At 45.2% G+C, this 16,556-nt stretch carries 19 protein-coding genes; 14 read left to right on the top strand and 5 right to left on the bottom strand.

What is annotated here, in order from left to right:
• The first annotated feature begins 109 nt into the window (after positions 1–109).
• Positions 110–913: a sporulation transcription factor Spo0A gene (spo0A, locus tag BK127_RS01495; RefSeq protein ID WP_076227841.1), complete on the top strand. Its 804-nt coding sequence runs from the start codon at positions 110–112 to the stop codon at positions 911–913.
• A 597-nt stretch (positions 914–1,510) separates the two neighbouring features.
• On the opposite strand, the gene BK127_RS01490 is transcribed toward spo0A, so the two are convergent.
• Entirely contained in the window at positions 1,511–1,900 is a 390-nt protein-coding gene (locus BK127_RS01490; protein WP_076227838.1) for a hypothetical protein, read from the bottom strand.
• 182 nt (positions 1,901–2,082) lie between these two features.
• On the opposite strand from BK127_RS01490, the gene BK127_RS01485 reads away from it, so the two are divergent.
• Positions 2,083–2,985: an ATP-dependent DNA ligase gene (locus BK127_RS01485; RefSeq protein WP_076227836.1), complete on the top strand. Its 903-nt coding sequence runs from the start codon at positions 2,083–2,085 to the stop codon at positions 2,983–2,985.
• 26 nt (positions 2,986–3,011) lie between these two features.
• On the top strand, positions 3,012–3,218 hold the full coding sequence (locus BK127_RS01480) for a hypothetical protein (RefSeq protein WP_076227834.1): 207 nt from the start codon (positions 3,012–3,014) through the stop codon (positions 3,216–3,218).
• On the opposite strand, the gene BK127_RS01475 is transcribed toward BK127_RS01480, so the two are convergent.
• On the bottom strand, positions 3,215–3,892 hold the full coding sequence (locus BK127_RS01475; protein WP_076227832.1) for a DUF421 domain-containing protein: 678 nt from the start codon (positions 3,890–3,892) through the stop codon (positions 3,215–3,217). The two genes, BK127_RS01480 and BK127_RS01475, sit on opposite strands and share 4 nt — an antisense overlap.
• Before the next feature lie 175 nt (positions 3,893–4,067).
• Here BK127_RS01475 and BK127_RS01470 point away from each other — a divergent pair, with 175 nt between their 5' ends.
• From BK127_RS01470 to BK127_RS01455, 4 genes are all read left to right on the top strand, one after another.
• Entirely contained in the window at positions 4,068–4,343 is a 276-nt protein-coding gene (locus BK127_RS01470; protein ID WP_076227830.1) for a hypothetical protein, read from the top strand.
• 191 nt (positions 4,344–4,534) lie between these two features.
• Complete coding sequence (steA, locus tag BK127_RS01465; RefSeq protein WP_076227828.1) at positions 4,535–5,599, top strand: putative cytokinetic ring protein SteA; 1,065 nt, start codon at positions 4,535–4,537, stop codon at positions 5,597–5,599.
• On the top strand, positions 5,587–6,342 hold the full coding sequence (locus tag BK127_RS01460; RefSeq protein WP_076227826.1) for a glycosyltransferase family 2 protein: 756 nt from the start codon (positions 5,587–5,589) through the stop codon (positions 6,340–6,342). The genes steA and BK127_RS01460 overlap by 13 nt, the downstream gene beginning before the upstream one ends.
• Positions 6,343–6,401: 59 nt before the next feature.
• On the top strand, positions 6,402–7,262 hold the full coding sequence (locus tag BK127_RS01455) for a hypothetical protein (RefSeq protein WP_179097346.1): 861 nt from the start codon (positions 6,402–6,404) through the stop codon (positions 7,260–7,262).
• A gap of 50 nt (positions 7,263–7,312) precedes the next feature.
• Here BK127_RS01455 and BK127_RS01450 read toward each other — a convergent pair whose 3' ends face one another.
• A complete protein-coding gene (locus BK127_RS01450; RefSeq protein ID WP_076227821.1) occupies positions 7,313–7,582 on the bottom strand; it encodes a DUF2627 domain-containing protein in 270 nt (89 codons plus the stop codon).
• Positions 7,583–7,879: 297 nt separating this feature from the next.
• On the opposite strand from BK127_RS01450, the gene lpdA reads away from it, so the two are divergent.
• The 4 genes from lpdA to BK127_RS01430 all read left to right on the top strand — a co-directional run bounded on the left by lpdA (position 7,880) and on the right by BK127_RS01430 (position 12,943).
• On the top strand, positions 7,880–9,301 hold the full coding sequence (lpdA, locus tag BK127_RS01445) for a dihydrolipoyl dehydrogenase (protein ID WP_076227819.1): 1,422 nt from the start codon (positions 7,880–7,882) through the stop codon (positions 9,299–9,301).
• A gap of 92 nt (positions 9,302–9,393) precedes the next feature.
• A complete protein-coding gene (locus tag BK127_RS01440) occupies positions 9,394–10,407 on the top strand; it encodes a thiamine pyrophosphate-dependent dehydrogenase E1 component subunit alpha (RefSeq protein ID WP_076227817.1) in 1,014 nt (337 codons plus the stop codon).
• The gene (locus BK127_RS01435; RefSeq protein WP_076227815.1) at positions 10,407–11,390 is read left to right on the top strand and encodes an alpha-ketoacid dehydrogenase subunit beta; all 984 of its coding nucleotides are present in this window, start codon (positions 10,407–10,409) and stop codon (positions 11,388–11,390) included. Before BK127_RS01440 ends, BK127_RS01435 begins: the two co-directional genes overlap by 1 nt.
• 197 nt (positions 11,391–11,587) lie before the next feature.
• Positions 11,588–12,943, top strand: a complete 1,356-nt coding sequence (locus BK127_RS01430) for a dihydrolipoamide acetyltransferase family protein (RefSeq protein ID WP_076227812.1) — start codon at positions 11,588–11,590, stop codon at positions 12,941–12,943.
• 11 nt (positions 12,944–12,954) lie between these two features.
• Here BK127_RS01430 and prli42 read toward each other — a convergent pair whose 3' ends face one another.
• Positions 12,955–13,050 (bottom strand): stressosome-associated protein Prli42, encoded by a 96-nt coding sequence (gene prli42 / locus BK127_RS43535; RefSeq protein WP_179097345.1) that lies wholly within the window; start codon positions 13,048–13,050, stop codon positions 12,955–12,957.
• Between the two features lie 72 nt (positions 13,051–13,122).
• Here prli42 and BK127_RS01425 point away from each other — a divergent pair, with 72 nt between their 5' ends.
• On the top strand, positions 13,123–14,259 hold the full coding sequence (locus BK127_RS01425; protein WP_076227810.1) for a M20/M25/M40 family metallo-hydrolase: 1,137 nt from the start codon (positions 13,123–13,125) through the stop codon (positions 14,257–14,259).
• A 210-nt stretch (positions 14,260–14,469) separates the two neighbouring features.
• Complete coding sequence (locus BK127_RS01420; protein WP_076227808.1) at positions 14,470–15,651, top strand: DUF3866 family protein; 1,182 nt, start codon at positions 14,470–14,472, stop codon at positions 15,649–15,651.
• On the opposite strand, the gene mciZ is transcribed toward BK127_RS01420, so the two are convergent.
• A complete protein-coding gene (mciZ, locus tag BK127_RS45655) occupies positions 15,581–15,796 on the bottom strand; it encodes a Z-ring formation inhibitor MciZ (protein ID WP_076227806.1) in 216 nt (71 codons plus the stop codon). The two genes, BK127_RS01420 and mciZ, sit on opposite strands and share 71 nt — an antisense overlap.
• Positions 15,797–15,995: 199 nt before the next feature.
• Here mciZ and BK127_RS01410 point away from each other — a divergent pair, with 199 nt between their 5' ends.
• A complete protein-coding gene (locus BK127_RS01410; RefSeq protein WP_076227804.1) occupies positions 15,996–16,556 on the top strand; it encodes an NUDIX domain-containing protein in 561 nt (186 codons plus the stop codon).

The following is a 16,556-nucleotide window of genomic DNA, read 5'->3' as shown; positions in this document are numbered from 1 at the left end:
TCCAGAAAAATAAATTTCGACAGAAGGAATTTTATTTATCATGTCGAAAGTATACTAAAGAAAACAATTAAACATCCATCTTTACCCATTTTGAAGGAGGAAGCTAATTTTGCAAACGATTGAAGTATTGCTGGCTGACGACAACCGAGAATTTACTAACTTACTGTCTGAATATATTGATGAGCAGGATGACATGCGTGTTTCGGGAATAGCCTATAATGGCAATGATGTTCTTCGTTTGATCGAAGAAGGCAATCGGCTTCCAGATGTACTTATCCTCGATATTATCATGCCGCATCTGGACGGTCTGGGCGTACTGGAAAAGCTGCGTGATATGAATTTGAATCCGCAACCCAAGATCATCATGTTGACGGCCTTCGGTCAAGAAAACATTACACAAAAGGCGGTTCAATTGGGTGCTTCTTATTACATACTAAAGCCGTTCGATATGGAAATATTGACGAGCCGAATCCGGCAGCTGGTCTCCAATAACCAAAGTAATTCAGTCACTTCCAACACAACAAGCACAAGAGCCAACATTGTGCAGCTTCCCAAAGGTAAAAATCTTGATGCCAACATTACAACCATTATTCATGAAATTGGTGTCCCTGCTCATATTAAAGGCTATCAGTACCTTCGGGAGGCCATTACGATCATCTATAACAATATAGAAATTTTGGGTGCTATCACCAAAACCTTGTACCCACAAATTGCCGAAAAATACAAAACTACCCCAAGCCGCGTAGAACGTGCTATCCGTCACGCGATTGAAGTCGCTTGGACGCGTGGCAACATCGACAGCATCTCGCACCTTTTCGGTTACACGATTAATATCTCGAAATCGAAGCCAACCAATTCGGAATTTATCGCCATGGTTGCGGATAAGCTCAGAATTGAGCATAAGGTATCTTGAAAGCGCGACTGACGCGGAGTTTGCTCGTTGTTTAGAACGTTTGTTCGTGAGAGTTTATCGCCCATTAGCGGTGGGGTTCCGATAAACTTTTACGAATCATTGCGATAAACTTCGTACGTTTTGCACCTCCCCGGTCAGTCTAATTTATCGGAATACCAGCTTGTTCCATTGTAACCGAAATTTGACAATACGCAGTGAATTTGTAGCGCTGTTTCCGCGGATAGTATCCGTATGCGGCGCTATTTGCCTTATGCATCCGTTGGGTGGTGTTTCCTCTGTCCGTTTGGCAGGGAAAGACGCTTATTTTTCGTTTGGGTTGTGTATTTTTGGTTTTTGTAACGTCCCTATCCGTATCCGTATCTGAATCTACATTTTTATCGCTACTACAAAAGTAAAACATGACAGTGAGAGCAAGTGACGCGAGAGCCCATATTCCGTTCAACTGCGTAAGCTGCGACAAGAAACTCGAAGTCTGTCCGGATCGGTTCAAGCCGTGACTACGGATATTCATTGTCATGTTAATGACAAATAAAAAAGCACTCTCGGCTAAGAGAATGCTTCGACATGAGCGTCTTAAGTTAGGCAGTTCCTAAAGAATTACGGGGTTCCGTTAGGATCATTATTGACCAAAAACTGGCCCGGATAGATTGTATCTGTTCTTACCGCACCACCTGCAACTCCCGGTGTAAACACCAACTCGGCAAAAGGCGCCATATGCTCGTCTGACACGCGGATTTCTACTTCAAACAGTGTTGCTGCCGTCAAAGTAGCATTACCCACAGCAACTGAAAATCGTGCTGTATTATTTCCTGCAACAGTCTGTTGATTTGAATCACTGATAGGTGTTTTGACACCTACTGAAGTATCCCAGACAATTACACGATATAACTGAGTCGATGTAGTTCGGTTATTGATAGTGACCTGCACCTCTGCTGGTGTAGCTGCAGTTTTTAATACAGAACCGGTTGAATAAGCGAAAACTGCCATTTTTTTATTCCCCTCTCATCATGGTAATTCTTTTTTGCTGTAACTCGTCTTACATCACATAGTATTTAAATAATCGCTGGTTGTCCTGAGTGAATGACTCCGTTAACCAGCGGATTTAATTACGAAATAAGGCGTTTATATACCAGAAATAAACATCAAAATAGTGTAAGAGGTGATCCACAATGCTTTTTACACAAATCAAGCCAATGATTGTCAGCATAGGCAGTGAACCGTTCAACGATGAAAGGTTCATATTCGAGCCCAAATGGGACGGATGGAGATTACTTATACATAAGCAAGGCAATCGCATTGAAGCCTACACACCGAACGGAAACATCGTAACCAATAAGTTTCCAGAGTTATTGGAAGCTTCTGATGCCATAACAGTACACTCCGCAATTCTGGACTGCGAAGGTATTGTACTGCGTGAGGGTAGACCTGTATTTGATGATTTCTCTTATCGAGGGCGACTAAGCCTTTCATCAAGAATCACTAATGCGGTAAAAACACATCCAGCGACATTTGTAGTATTTGATGTTCTATATACGGATCGTGAGCATTTGAATGAGCCACTAATGATTCGGAAGCAGCGGCTGACTGACATTGTCTCTGCAACGCCTGTTATATCACCCACCATGTATATTGAGGCGCAAGGGCAAGCTTTGTTTAAATTGACCAAAGATCGTGATATGGAAGGAATTGTGGCAAAGCGCAAGGAATCTAAATACTATCTGGACACTAAAAGTCCTGATTGGTTAAAGATCAAGCACTTCAAGACGATTGACGTTATGATACTGGGATATAAAGACAACCCGTTTGAGCTTATTATTGGATTGAACTTTAGAACTGTTCAAAATAAGCCTGTAGGTGTTGTAGAGTTAGAATGTAAACCAGAAGAAAAAGAACACTTCCTTGGACTTGCAAAGCAGCTCCATACGGTTAAGGATCAGAAAACACAATGGATTGAGCCGTGTTTATGTTGTCGTATAGAATATCTTGAAAGAACCGATACACATCAATTAAGAACAACGGTGTTTCGGGAATTTTTGTTCGATAAGAAACCAGAGGAATGTAGATGGACATAAACAACAATAATAGGAGATGGCGATATATGATGAATAGAGAACTTGCGATTGACCGCTCAAAACAGCTTTCCAGAGAAACTAATAGATCGTATTTTGTTATTCATTCACCTGAAACTTTAAACGATTCTTTAAACAATAAGGGTTACCAAGTTCTTGATAAAGAAGAATTAGATAAACAATTAGCTTTAGGAAATTTAAGCAAAGATAAGATTATATTTAGCATTGAGGTTTAGCTTGTTTTTAAAGTAATAAACACACGATCTTGTTGATCGATTTGAGCCAATAAAATATGCTCAAGCTGAATATTTTTATCTTTCAAAAATTTCTTCATCCATTTTGAGTCTTTCTGGATATTTTGTAAATTCTCTTCAATAATTTTACCGTCAATAATACATGCCTGTGGAATTCCACGTGATTGACTCTTAATATTCATATCTGTGCGGGTTATCGACATGTTATTAGTTTTTTTCATGATGGATAAGGTTCCATCTGTTTCCATAAAGGCAAATTCGATTTCATCAATATAAAAAGCATCTTTCTTTCTTAAGAGCATGAGCAGTTCATCGATAGTTAGGCGGACTCTTTTCATGTTCTCCAGCAAAATTTGACCTTCTTTGATAATGACCTGCGGCTCACTGTCTAATATTTTTCTTCCAATAAAACTTTTTAGAGAAATATAGTCTGAAACAAGAACAAGTATAGAAAACATGGTTAAACCGATCACACCAACAAATAGTGATACATTGGGATTGAAAATGAGGTTACCACCAATAGAACCGAACGTGACTCCAGCAACAAAATCAAAAAAAGTTAAATGAGATATTAGTTTTTTTCCTATAATACGTGCCCAAAATACTAAACCAACAAATGAAATAACGGAACGAAGAAGAATTTCAGCAATTGACATTATTTTGACCTCCAATACATGTGATATGATAACCAGAGATAAGGCGTAATTTAGATATTGTATTATCCCCTAAAACAGTATTTTATTATCGACATTATGAGAACGCTCAATATGCAAGTGATGTAGAAGTTTGTCAAATATTAGTATATAAAAACCATTTGTGTGGGAGGAAATAATGAAATTCGATTATTGTGAATTCGAAAATGAGTCTGAGCAGTCTGTTGAAATTGACATTGGCTGCCGATTCGATGATGAGCCTGATGAGCTCTATGTCATTCAGCTTATTCTCGGTAAAGATGGGACCTCTTTGGGGATCAAGCTGCTTTTTAATGGACTGGACTGTAAGTACCAGTTTAAACCGGAGGAAAAAACCTCGATAGTCAGCTATATTCAGCATAGTTTGCCAGCTACGGCCTATAAGGATTGGTTTGAAGGTAGTTTATTTCTATAGTTTGTTCTTTGAGATGGTATAAGCAACAACATAAGATAGCAAGCAAAAGTCTAGGTGAAGATATGTCTACTGAGAAGAGATCATATCCATACCTGGACTTTTTTATTATAAAATATCGGATTCATGCATGATATGGCACGTTCTGACCCAAAATAGAGGGAACAAGAGCTATAGAAGCGGAGTGCGTGCCAATGGCAATTAGAAAAGAGGAATCTTTAACAGGCCATATTAAGGGGATTGCCCAAGTTGATAGACGGACGAAACAGCTTATGCGGAATATTGAACCCGGCATGATTGCTGTGATTCATCATATGGATATGGATGAACTGGCTGCAGAAGGTTTGATTCGAGCCGATGTGAGACTAGTTGTGAACGCAGGTCCCGTCATGTCAGGAACAGTTCCCGTGCGAGGGCCCCTGCTATTGTTGGACAAAGGGATACCTATTGTTCAAATAGAACCCATGTGGCTTCCGTTTATCCCTGATCGCAGTGAGCTTCAATTGACTGAGGCTGGTATTGTCATTGATAACCATGTGCTTCCATGTGAGAGATTTACACGAGAGAAATGGTTTTTACATTATCACAAGGCATTAAGCACTATGCAGGAGCAGCTGAGTATTTTTATGGATAATACGCTTGCCTTTGCTTCCTTGGAAAAGGAACGAATTCTGAAACCACTGCGCTGTAAAGCCATGAAAACGAGACTTGAAGGTCGGCCAGTGCTTATCGTGATTCGCGGCGATCATTATATTAGTGATCTGAAGGCGCTTCACGGCTATATTCATAAGCAGCAGCCTGTCCTTATCGGTGTGGATGGTGGAGCAGATGCTATACTTGAACAAGGCTTTAGGCCTGATCTTATTGTTGGAGATATGGACAGCGTATCGGATGCAGCACTGCTATGCGGGGCTGAGCTCGTAGTGCAAGCTTATTCAGATGGGACAGCACCAGGTATGCGCAGGCTGCTGGCTATGGGGCTTCAGGCCATCACGCTTCCAGCCTGTGGCACGAGTGAGGATATGGCGCTTCTATTGGCGTATGATCACGATTGCGAATCCATCATTGCGATCGGTACGCACAATCATATGTTTGATTTTATGAAAAAGGGAAGGCTCGGTATGGGCAGCTCAATGCTCGTCCGAATTAAGGTCGGAAGTAAGCTGACTGATGCTAAAGGCTTCCATAGCTTGTTTCCTGATGAGCAAGAACACCTCTGGAAGCGCTTGTTGAGGAGGCTGTTGGGATGGTTGATGTGACGAATCAGCTCTTTTGCAAGGGGATTTCGATTATAGTGCCTGCTTATAACGAAGAGAGACTCATCGGGGATACGCTTCGAGCCATTCGAGCCGGAATTCAACAATGGGCAAGCCATCGCGGAAGCTCGGCAAGTATTGACAATGGGGCAGAAGCTGTGGAAATTATTGTTGTTAATGATGGGAGCAGCGACGACACCTACGATATAGCAGTGTCCTGGGCGGATATCATTGTCACGCATCCACGTTCATTCGGTAAAGGAGCAGCCTTGAACACAGGTTGCCGTATGGCAAGAGGTAGCATTCTTGTATTTCTGGATGCGGATCTCGGTTCATCAGCGGCTAGCTTTCCTTTGATTGTAGAGCCTGTATGGGCAGGTCAGGCAGATATGGTCATTGCCAAGCTGCCTAAAGCTGTCAAACCGGGCGGCTTCGGGATGGTAAGGAGACTGGCGCAGTTCGGTGTGTACCGGTTGTCTGGATTCGATCCCGCAGCACCATTGTCAGGTCAAAGAGCTATCCGCAGCGATGTGATGAAGCAGATAGGACGCTTTGGTGAAGGCTTTGGAGTGGAGGTAGGCCTGACGATTGATGCTGTGAGGCTCGGGTACCATGTTCAAGAATGTGAAGTATCCTTCTCTCATCGAGAAAGTGGGCGGGACTTGCGGAGCTGGCTTCATCGTGGAAAGCAATTTTCTGCGGTAGGTCGAACTCTCTGGGAACGTTACAGGTATCCCATATGTTGATAATGGTCGGGTTGTTATTGTGTGCTTGGTTGCTCTGGCTGGGGCGCTCCTTACTTCCAATGATCAGGATGTTTATGACGAATCATGGAATGCTGCAGCCCAACTATAAAGGACAGCAAATAGCTACAGGTTGCGGAATACTCATATGGCTGCTTGTAACAGTTAATGCCGTAGTGATGAATGGACTGGCAGTGCTGTTTCGAGGGCATGAGAGGCTGCCTGGCTTTGATCAGGTGCCCTTTGTAAGCTATGTCGCCGCGTTGTCCGCGGTTGCCTTAGCGGGATTTGCAGACGATGCAATAGGCGATAAGGCAGTAAAGGGCCTGAAGGGGCATTGGCGGCTCTGGAAGGAGGAACAGATTTGCAGTACAGGTCTGATAAAAGCAATTGTAACCGGGATTGCGTCTCTTTTGTTTGTCGGTGTCATAGCACACGACTCTTGGTGGCATGTTGGTGCTGACTTGCTGCTGCTGGGGCTGATGACCAATGGTGTCAATTTACTGGACGTGCGTCCAGGCCGCGCACTTAAAGGCTTCCTAATGATCACTGTAGCAGGAACGATAGGCCAGTTAATTGTAAACGCTGTAAGTGGACAATTTCATATAGACGAGCTACTACAGATGGCAATAAAGCTAGCTCCCTATGTAATGCCTGTGTACATCGGTGCTTATGTTTTATTAGGGCCGGATCTTCGGGCCGAACTGATGATTGGGGATACGGGAGCCAATATGCTCGGATTTGCAATAGGCTGCTGGGTGATCCTTGGATCGGCCTGGCAGCTGCAGGCTGTTCTGATTGTATTCATGCTGGTACTGCATATCATGGCTTGGCGTTCCTCAGTATCGCAGTCGATTGAAGCCAATCGGCTGCTGCTGTGGTTCGATTTACTGGGTCGCAATAAAAATAAAACCAGTAGATAGATGGAACCGTCAAAGAGTGCTGTTAACGACTTAAGTGATATTTTTATAAATTAAGGGCGCTTGCGCTTGACCTTAAAGCGTGGAGCCACATAATTGCGTTTGCGATCGCGAAAAAAAGTCCACCCCCCGAGAAAAGCAACCCCGGCCAGAAACATGATCAAACCAATTGTGAACTTCCCCCATAACACATGAGGGTTCGCCTCTGCCGCTCCAAATTGTGCAAAAAAAGCATCCTTCATGGCTAAGAAGCCATAGGTAGCTATAAGTCCAGGAATGACTAACATTAATACAGCTATAAAACGGGAAAGTGTAGTTTTCATATGTGCTCCTTTGCTATATCCGAATTTGCGGATTGTGGAATTCCATTCCTTAAGGTAACATACTATCGTCAACAATTCATGTATGTTTCGTAAATTGTACTATATTTTCCACACTTATTAGAGTTACAATAGGATAAACATCAGAGGTCAGAGACTGCTCACGCAGTCGTCTCTTTCGGAAACCAATCAGATGCTTACATAAGAAGTGGAAGATCACGAATGAGCTTTGATTTGCAACTAAAGCGGTGCAGTGCACAACAAGTTGTTGCTCCGCAAAACTATTTAGGAGGTTTTTACATGACGCAAGCTTTTGATATCGTTATCCTTGGGGGAGGTATGGGTGGATATATCGCGGCCATTCGGGCTGCTCAATTAGGAAAAACGGTCGCCGTCGTGGAACGGGATAAGCTCGGAGGGACATGTCTTCATCGAGGGTGCATTCCAAGCAAGGCACTTCTGCGCAGTGCGGAAGTTTATGCAACGATGCAAGAGAGTGAGAGGTTCGGAATCGAAGCGGCCTCTGTACAGCTCAATTTTCCTAAAGTACAATCCCGGAAAACAGGCATTGTCGAGCAAATGCATAAAGGCGTTCAGTACTTAATGAAAAAACATAACATACAAGTTGTCTATGGAAACGGTCGAATTATTGGGCCCTCTATATTCTCACCCCGCAGCGGTTCGATTTCGGTTGAACAGGCGGATGGGGAAATTATTACGCTTGTCCCGGACAAGCTGATTATTGCAACAGGTTCCCGACCACGTACACTTCCAGGTCTGACTATAGACGGCAATCATATATTAAATAGTGATGACGCTTTGCAGATGGAGCAGCTACCCGAATCGATGATCATTATCGGAGGCGGGGTTATTGGTATGGAATGGGCTTCGATGCTGAATGATTTTGGTGTTAAGGTGACAGTTGTGGAATATGCTCCAAGACTGCTGCCTACTGAGGATGCCGATGTGTCGAAGGAAATGGAGCGACTGCTCAAAAAGAGAGGCGTTCAAATATTCACGGACGCTGCAGTACTCGCAGAAACGGTTAAGATTGAGTCAGGACAAGCGAGTCTTGAAGTCGAACGTAAGGGCGAGCGTAGAGCACTTCAGGCTGATAAAGTATTGGTGTGTGTAGGCCGTCAGGCGAACATCGAGGGGATTGGCTTGGAAAATACGGATGTTAAGCTTGCCGGAGGCGTTATCCGTGTTAATGAGAATTTTCAGACGGCAGAAGCTCACATTTATGCGATAGGGGATTGCATTGGCGGTCTTCAGCTTGCCCATGTAGCTGGCCATGAAGGAATTCAGGCTGTAGAGCATGCAAGCGGACAGAAACCCCATCACCAAAAGGCGCATCAAGTGCCTCGTTGTATTTATACAAGACCTGAGGCAGCCTCTATCGGTTGGACGGAAGCCCAAGCAGTTGAGCAAGGGCACGAGATCAAGGTTGGTAAATTCCCTTATTCCGTATTGGGAAAAGCTTTGGTGCAGGGTGAGCAGGACGGTTTTGTGAAAGTAATCGCAGATAAGACGACGAACGATATACTGGGTGTACATATGATTGGCGCTCATGTTACTGACTACATATCAGAGGCGGCTTTGGCTCAATTGTTGAATGCTACGGCCTGGGAGGTAGGGCAAACCATTCATCCTCATCCAACTCTTTCCGAGGCTCTGGGCGAAGCTATGCTTGCAGTTGATGGACGAGCTATTAACATGTAACAATTGTTTTCATCATTGAAACGGTTTATAATATATATAGTGCCAAGTATTAGTACCTGGTATTAAGTTTATTGTGGAGAGGGGTTACGTCCATGTCCATCGGACAATTGATGAAGCACCGCAAGCTGGGATTATCAGATGAACGCGCAGTTGAGATGTACACATATATGCAAAGAGCAAGAAAGTTTGACGAACGCGGCTTTTTATTGCAGCGCTCTGGCAAGATCGGATTTCACGTATCAGGTATCGGACAAGAGGTTGCACAGGTTGCCGCCGCTTTTGCTTTGGAGAAGGGCAAGGACTATTTTCTTCCTTACTACCGTGATTATGGATTTGTGCTTTCGGTTGGAATGAGCTTAAGAGAATTGATGTTATCCGTTTTTGCCAAGGCTGAGGACCCCAACAGTGGGGGGCGCCAAATGCCGGGTCATTTTGGACACAAGAAGCTGAACATTGTGACGGGCTCAAGTCCTGTAACGACGCAGGTTCCTCATGCGGTTGGTTTTGCGTTGGCTGCCAAGATGAAGAAGCAGGATTTCGTCGCTTTTGCTACCTTTGGTGAAGGTTCCAGCAATCAAGGTGACTTTCATGAAGGCTGCAATTTTGCCGGTGTTCATAAGCTGCCAGCGATCTTCATGTGCGAAAACAATCAGTATGCGATTTCCGTACCGCTGCATAAGCAAATTTCCGGCAGCATTGCCGAGCGGGCACTGGGATATGGCTTTCCAGGTGTTAAGGTTGATGGAAATGATGCGCTTGAGGTATATCGAGTCATGAAGGAAGCGCGTGAACGGGCTGTTCGCGGGGAAGGTCCAACTTTGATCGAGGCAGTTATGTATCGTATATCGCCACACTCTACATCCGATGATGACATGCTGTATCGTTCGAAGGAAGAGGTCGATGAGAACCGGGCAAAGGATGGCATTCCTTTATATCGTAAATATCTTGTCGATTGCGGGCTGTGGAGTGATGAGCAGGAGGAAGAACTGCTGGAGCAGCTGAAGCTGGAAATAAACGATGCTACGCATTATGCTGATCAGGCACCATTTCCTTTGCCTGAGGATACGCTGCGCCATGTGTATGCAGAAGAAGGGGAGGTGCGGTAATGGCGGTTATTACTTATTTGGAGGCCATCCGTTCCGCCATGCAGGAAGAGATGGAACGCGACGAGAATGTGTTCGTATTGGGCGAGGACGTTGGCAAGGGCGGCGTACTGAATGCTACCAAAGGGCTGCGTGACAAATTTGGTGAAGAGCGGGTTATGGATACGCCCTTGGCAGAATCTGCGATAACAGGTGTAGCTATTGGTGCTGCCATGTACGGGATGAAGCCCATTGCTGAAATGCAATTTGCTGACTTTATATTTCCGGCAACCAACCAAATTATTAGCGAAGCGGCACGCATACGTTACCGATCCAACAATGACTGGAATTGTCCTATTGTTATTCGTGCCCCGTATGGTGCTACAGGAGGCGGTGCTCTGTATCACTCGCAGTGTCCGGAATCGGTTTTTTTCGGAACTCCTGGATTAAAAATGGTTGCACCTTCTAATCCCTACGATGCAAAGGGACTGCTGAAAGCAGCCATTCGTGATGCGGACCCTGTTCTTTATTTTGAGCATAAAAAATGCTACCTGGGCATTACGGGAGAGGTTCCGGAAGGCGATTATGTAGTGGAAATCGGTAAAGCGGATGTAAAGCGGCAGGGAACTGATATTACGGTGATCTCCTATGGCATCACGGTGAATTATGCACTGCAAGCGGCAGAAGAGCTTAGTAAGGAAGAAGGCATTAGTGCTCATATTCTGGATCTGCGGACGCTTCAGCCACTGGATAAAGAGGCAGTTCTTGAAGCAGCTGCCAAAACCGGTAAGGTCCTGATTATCCATGAGGATAACAAAACGGGTGGCGTTGGTGCTGAAGTATCGGCAATTATTGCCGAAGAAATGCTGTTTGAGCTGGATGCTCCCATCAGAAGATTATGTGCACCTGATGTCCCGGCTGTTGGGATGAATCCGCCAATGGAGAAGTTTTACTTGCTCAGCTCCGACAAAATCAAGGAAGCTATGCGGGAGCTTGCCTTATATTAGGTTATGCTTGAAGAAGGCTTTCTTAATAGAAAGCCTATCCTGTGCTTCCCACGGAAAACAAAGTTTACGCTTACGATGAAGACTTTCTTAACAGAAAGTCCAGCCTATGCTTACGAAGATAGTTTTCCTACGGAAAACAAAGTTTTACGCTTACGATGAAGACTTTCTTAACAGAAAGTCCTTAGGAGGGAAACCCAATGAATCCAAACACACGAGGAACCGAAGTGACTGTTCCGCATCTGGCGGAAAGTCTTGTTGCGGCGACCATCGGTAAATGGCTTAAGCAGCCCGGTGATTACATAGAGGAATATGATGCATTATGTGAGTTGATTACCGAGAAGGTAACTACAGAAATGCCTTCGCCCATCGCAGGGCGTCTGGTACAGATTCTGGTAGCAGACGGTGAGACAGCTGCAGTAGGTGAAGCGATATGCCTGATTGAAGAACCGGCCAGCCTCCAAAGAGAGAACGCGTCTACAACGCCTAAACCATCCCAGTCAGCTGCCAGCAGCGTGAATCATGTGTCTGAGGCAGCGGATACGAGTATGCGGAGCCGTTATTCACCTTCGGTGTTAAAGCTTGCAGGAGAGTATGGCATTCGTCTTGAAAATGTTCAAGGCACAGGCTTAGGCGGTCGTATCACGCGTAAGGATATTGAGGAGTATGCCAGCAAGCAGAATACGCAAGTGGCGGGTGCGAACCATCAGGCAGCAGAGCGCTCATCTGGAAATGCAGCGGCTGAGGAAGCGGAGCAGCTCAAAACACGTAGAAATATGGTGAGAACGACAGGTATTCACCTCTCTGAGAATCCGACCTTGCCCAAGATTGAAGTGGAGGAGCCAACCGGAGAACCGGGGAATGAATATTTTATCGATGTGACTCCGATTCGTAATATGATTGCCAGCCGGACTCGCCAGAGTGTGAGCGAAATCCCTCATGCCTGGACGATGATCGAGGTTGACGTTACGAATCTGGTACAGCTCCGTAATAAGCTGAAGGATGATTTCAGAAAGCAGGAAGGGATCAACCTGACTTATCTTTCCTTTTTGTTGAAGGCTGTTGTCAGTGCCCTTAAAGATTTCCCGATCATGAACTCGGTATGGGCCGTGGACAAAATAATCGTGAAACGCGATATCAATCTTACGCTTCTCGTCGGGACGGAGGATTTTGTCGTCAACCCTGTCATTAAAAAGGCTGATCAAAAAAGCATTGCCGGTCTAGCCCGGGAAATCGACGAGTTGTCCCGAAAAGCCAGAGCCGGCAAGTTGACGCTGAGTGATATGCAGGGTGGTACGTTTACGGTCAATAACACAGGTGCTTTTGGTTCCATATTATCCTACCCAATCATCAATTACCCACAAGCGGCGATTGTAACCTTTGAATCGATTGTAAAAAAACCGGTCGTTATTCAGGATATGCTTGCTGTACGTTCCATGGTCAACTTGTGCTTGTCCCTGGATCATCGGATTCTGGACGGTGTTATATGCGGCCGATTCCTGCAGCGAATTAAAGAGAACCTGGAGTCGTATAACCAGGAAACCAAATTGTACTAGGTGATAGGTTCCTACAAAAACGAGTTTAAGGAAAACAATATGGTGGACAATAGCATGGAAGCTAACATTGCGTAAATAATAATTTTGAATACCAGTTTGTTGCGCATGAAGTTCAACTCCTTATATGGGCTTGATCGTATAATTCTATTTTAACTTAAATCATGCTGAGGAGGAAAGAGATGATTCAGGAAAAAAGATTGGTATCGGAATTCATTGAGTTGGTTCAGGTGGATAGTGAAACTAGGTTCGAGCAGGAAATTAGCAAGGTCTTGAAGCAAAAGTTTACAGCACTTGGGTTAAAGGTTGTGGAGGATGATGTAGCGGCCCAGATCGGACACGGCTCCGGCAATCTGATTTGCACATTGGCAGCAACAACGGATGCTAAGGTTCCGAGATTATTTTTTACCTCGCACATGGATACAGTAACACCAGGAAAAGGTATCAAGCCACAGATTGGTGAAGATGGAATTATCCGCAGTGATGGAACCACGATTCTTGGCAGTGATGATAAAGCAGGCTTAGCCGCGATGTTCGAGGCTATCCGGGTGCTGAAGGAGCAGAACATCAAGCATGGGCAAATTCAGTTCGTCATTACGGCAGGCGAGGAAGCCGGATTGAAGGGTGCTCGTGCCATGAGTCCGAGCTGGATGGAAGCTGATTTTGGCTATGCGCTGGACTCCAATGGAAATATCGGAGATATTGCCGTAGCCGCGCCTACACAGGCCAAAATCATCATAGGCTTTTCCGGACGTTCCGCACATGCCGGGGTTAATCCGGAAGCGGGTATCAGTGCTATAACGGTTGCGAGCAAAGCCATTGCACGGATGCCGCTTGGACGTATAGATAAAGAAACAACGGCTAATATCGGTCGATTTGCGGGTGGTGTGAATGGCGCAACGAATATTGTCGTAGACCATGTAGAGCTTGAGGCCGAGGCGCGCAGTATCGTTCAGGATAAGCTGGATCGCCAAGTGGAGGCTATGCGCAAGGCGTGTGAGGAAGCCGCGGCAGAGATGGGGGCTAAGCTTAACTTTCATAGCGAGTTGATCTATCCGGCATATATGTTTGACGAAGAGGCACCAGTCGTGAAGCTTGCTATGAACGCAATGAAGAAAATCGGTCTAAGTCCTACAACCTTCCACTCCGGAGGAGGCAGCGATGCCAATGTTTTCAACGGTATGGGCGTTCCTACAGTGAATCTGGCCGTTGGATATGAGCATATCCACACGACAGCAGAGCAAATCGCTATTAAGGATATGGTGAAGGTAGCAGAAGTAGTGGTTCAAATTATTAAAGATGTAGCAGAGCAGCAATAATCCACAACACCACGAAAATCGTATACAAAGCAAACCGTCATTCCAGTATCTGGATTGACGGTTTTTTTGGGTTGAATTCGATTTCTTGTTGCTCGCGAAAGCTTCAATAAATGTTGTGTTGCAATCATTCGAACTGCGAGTCCTTCATATAGTTAATACACAGTGCTGGAATATGAGTCGTACATGAAAGCTGTAGGAGGGTGAACACAAGTGCAATGGGAGATTGCTATAGTGACTCAGATCTTGGAACACCGCCATGGTTTGCAAGAGCTAAATGTCAAGATGCAGAATGGATCTGTTAGCAAAGCAATTCACTATACAGACGATCATTGTCAGGTGACAGTCAACGATCAAGTGCTGTTGAATACAACAGCTGTTTCGTTAAAATTGGGTACAGGAGGGTATCATATTGTCCATGCTGTTATGCCAAGAAATGGCGAAGAAACTTGTGAGGCAAATGCCTTAAGTGCATTTGAACAAGTCCAGTGTCATTCATGCCTATTCGATTCCAAACCGATAGATCGTAGCCGCGGACATATTATGAAGCTGCGGTATACATCACTGCAGCGTCCGGTACTCGCGGTTGAGGAGCCGGCTAGTCCATATCACACGATGTTTAAGCACAGGCAATCACTGCAGGGGGTGCCTGTGCTTATCGGTGAGCTGCACAGTATGCTGCCTGCTGCGGTATGCCGGCTTCAACAGCTTTCGCGCGAATTCGGAATCGCGTGCCGTATTGTCTATGTCATGTCGGATGGCGGGGCACTGCCGATTGCATTCAGCCGTCATATAGCCGAGCTGCGTAAGCTGAACTGGCTTGTCGGTACTGTTACATATGGTCATGCTTATGGAGGTGATGTAGAAGCCGTTAACAAATATACAGCGTTATTGGCTGCCAAGCATGTATTACAGGCCGATATAGTAATCGTTACGATGGGACCGGGAAGTGTTGGTACAGGTACGAGGCTGGGCTTCAGCGGATTGGAGACAGGAGAGCTCATGAATGCCTCAATAGCTTTGGGTGGCTTCCCATGGCTTATTCCCAGAATCAGCTTTGCCGACTCACGTCCCAGTCATCACGGGATCAGCCATCATACCTTAACCGTTTTGCAAGATATCGCTGCTACCGGATGCAGAGTGGTTCTACCTAACCTTCAACACGAGCAGGGTGCGTACCTTAGGCAGCAAGCAGAACAAGCATTGTTATCACACAAGCACGAGCTTGAATGGCGTACTCCGGTATCTGGGTCCTTGTGGGAGGCCGCTATAGCCCCGTATGCCTTATCTATACTTACAATGGGTAGGGGATTGTCGGCGGATCCTACATATTTTGCAGGAATAGGGACGGCTGTGGAGGCTGCATGGGACTATTGGCTGGAGACACGGAATTAGTATGGGTATAATCGGTTTGTTCTGCCAAATACGTCAAAAGACTCGTGTCCTCGGAACGCTTCCGTTGCGCCAATTGCAAATATCTACGAATTTCCCATACTTGTCCCACCATACTAATTTGCTTTTCGGATACATAGGTTTTCATGATCTTGTCCCTCTTTTCCGGTAAAATAGGATCTTTACACCGTATGTGCTGCCGGGAGCAATTATGTCATTTATTTATATTGGAGTCGACGGACCCTGCTATATAACAAGGATGTGACTATGATATAATGAAACCTTAAGTCAAGTGTCTGTTATTAGTATTACAGCAAATTGAGTTATTTAAAACGGAGGAATCATCGATGTCGCAAATAAATAATAATAAATTTGAAGAAGTTACGCTTTCTACCCAACCGATTTTTGAAGGTAAAATCATTTCGCTGCAGGTGGATACAGTCCGCCTTCCTAACGGCAAGACAGCTACACGCGAGATCGTCAAGCATCCGGGAGCAGTAGCCGTATTAGCATTAGTGGACGATAAGATGCTCGTAGTGGAGCAGTATCGCAAACCGCTGGAAAGAAACCAGATCGAAATTCCAGCAGGCAAGCTTGATGCCGGTGAAGATCCGTTGGAAGCGGCCAAGCGGGAGCTGGAAGAAGAGACAGGGTATAGCTGTGATACGATGAAGCTGGTGTGTTCGTTTTACACTTCCCCGGGCTTTGCCGATGAAATCATTCATTTGTATGTGGCCGACCAGCTAACCAAAGGCGACGCCCATCTCGATGAGGACGAATTTCTTGACGTGGAGAGCATCACGCTCGAGCAAGCTCAGCAATACATGCGTGAGCAGCGGATTAGCGATGCCAAAACGATTACCGCTGTGTATGCATGGCAGGTATATAAGCTGACAGGAAGCTTCTAA

The organism is Paenibacillus sp. FSL H7-0331, from assembly GCF_001956045.1.
The sequence above is the reverse complement of the archived record's forward strand: the minus strand, read 5'-3'. Positions and strand labels throughout refer to the sequence as shown.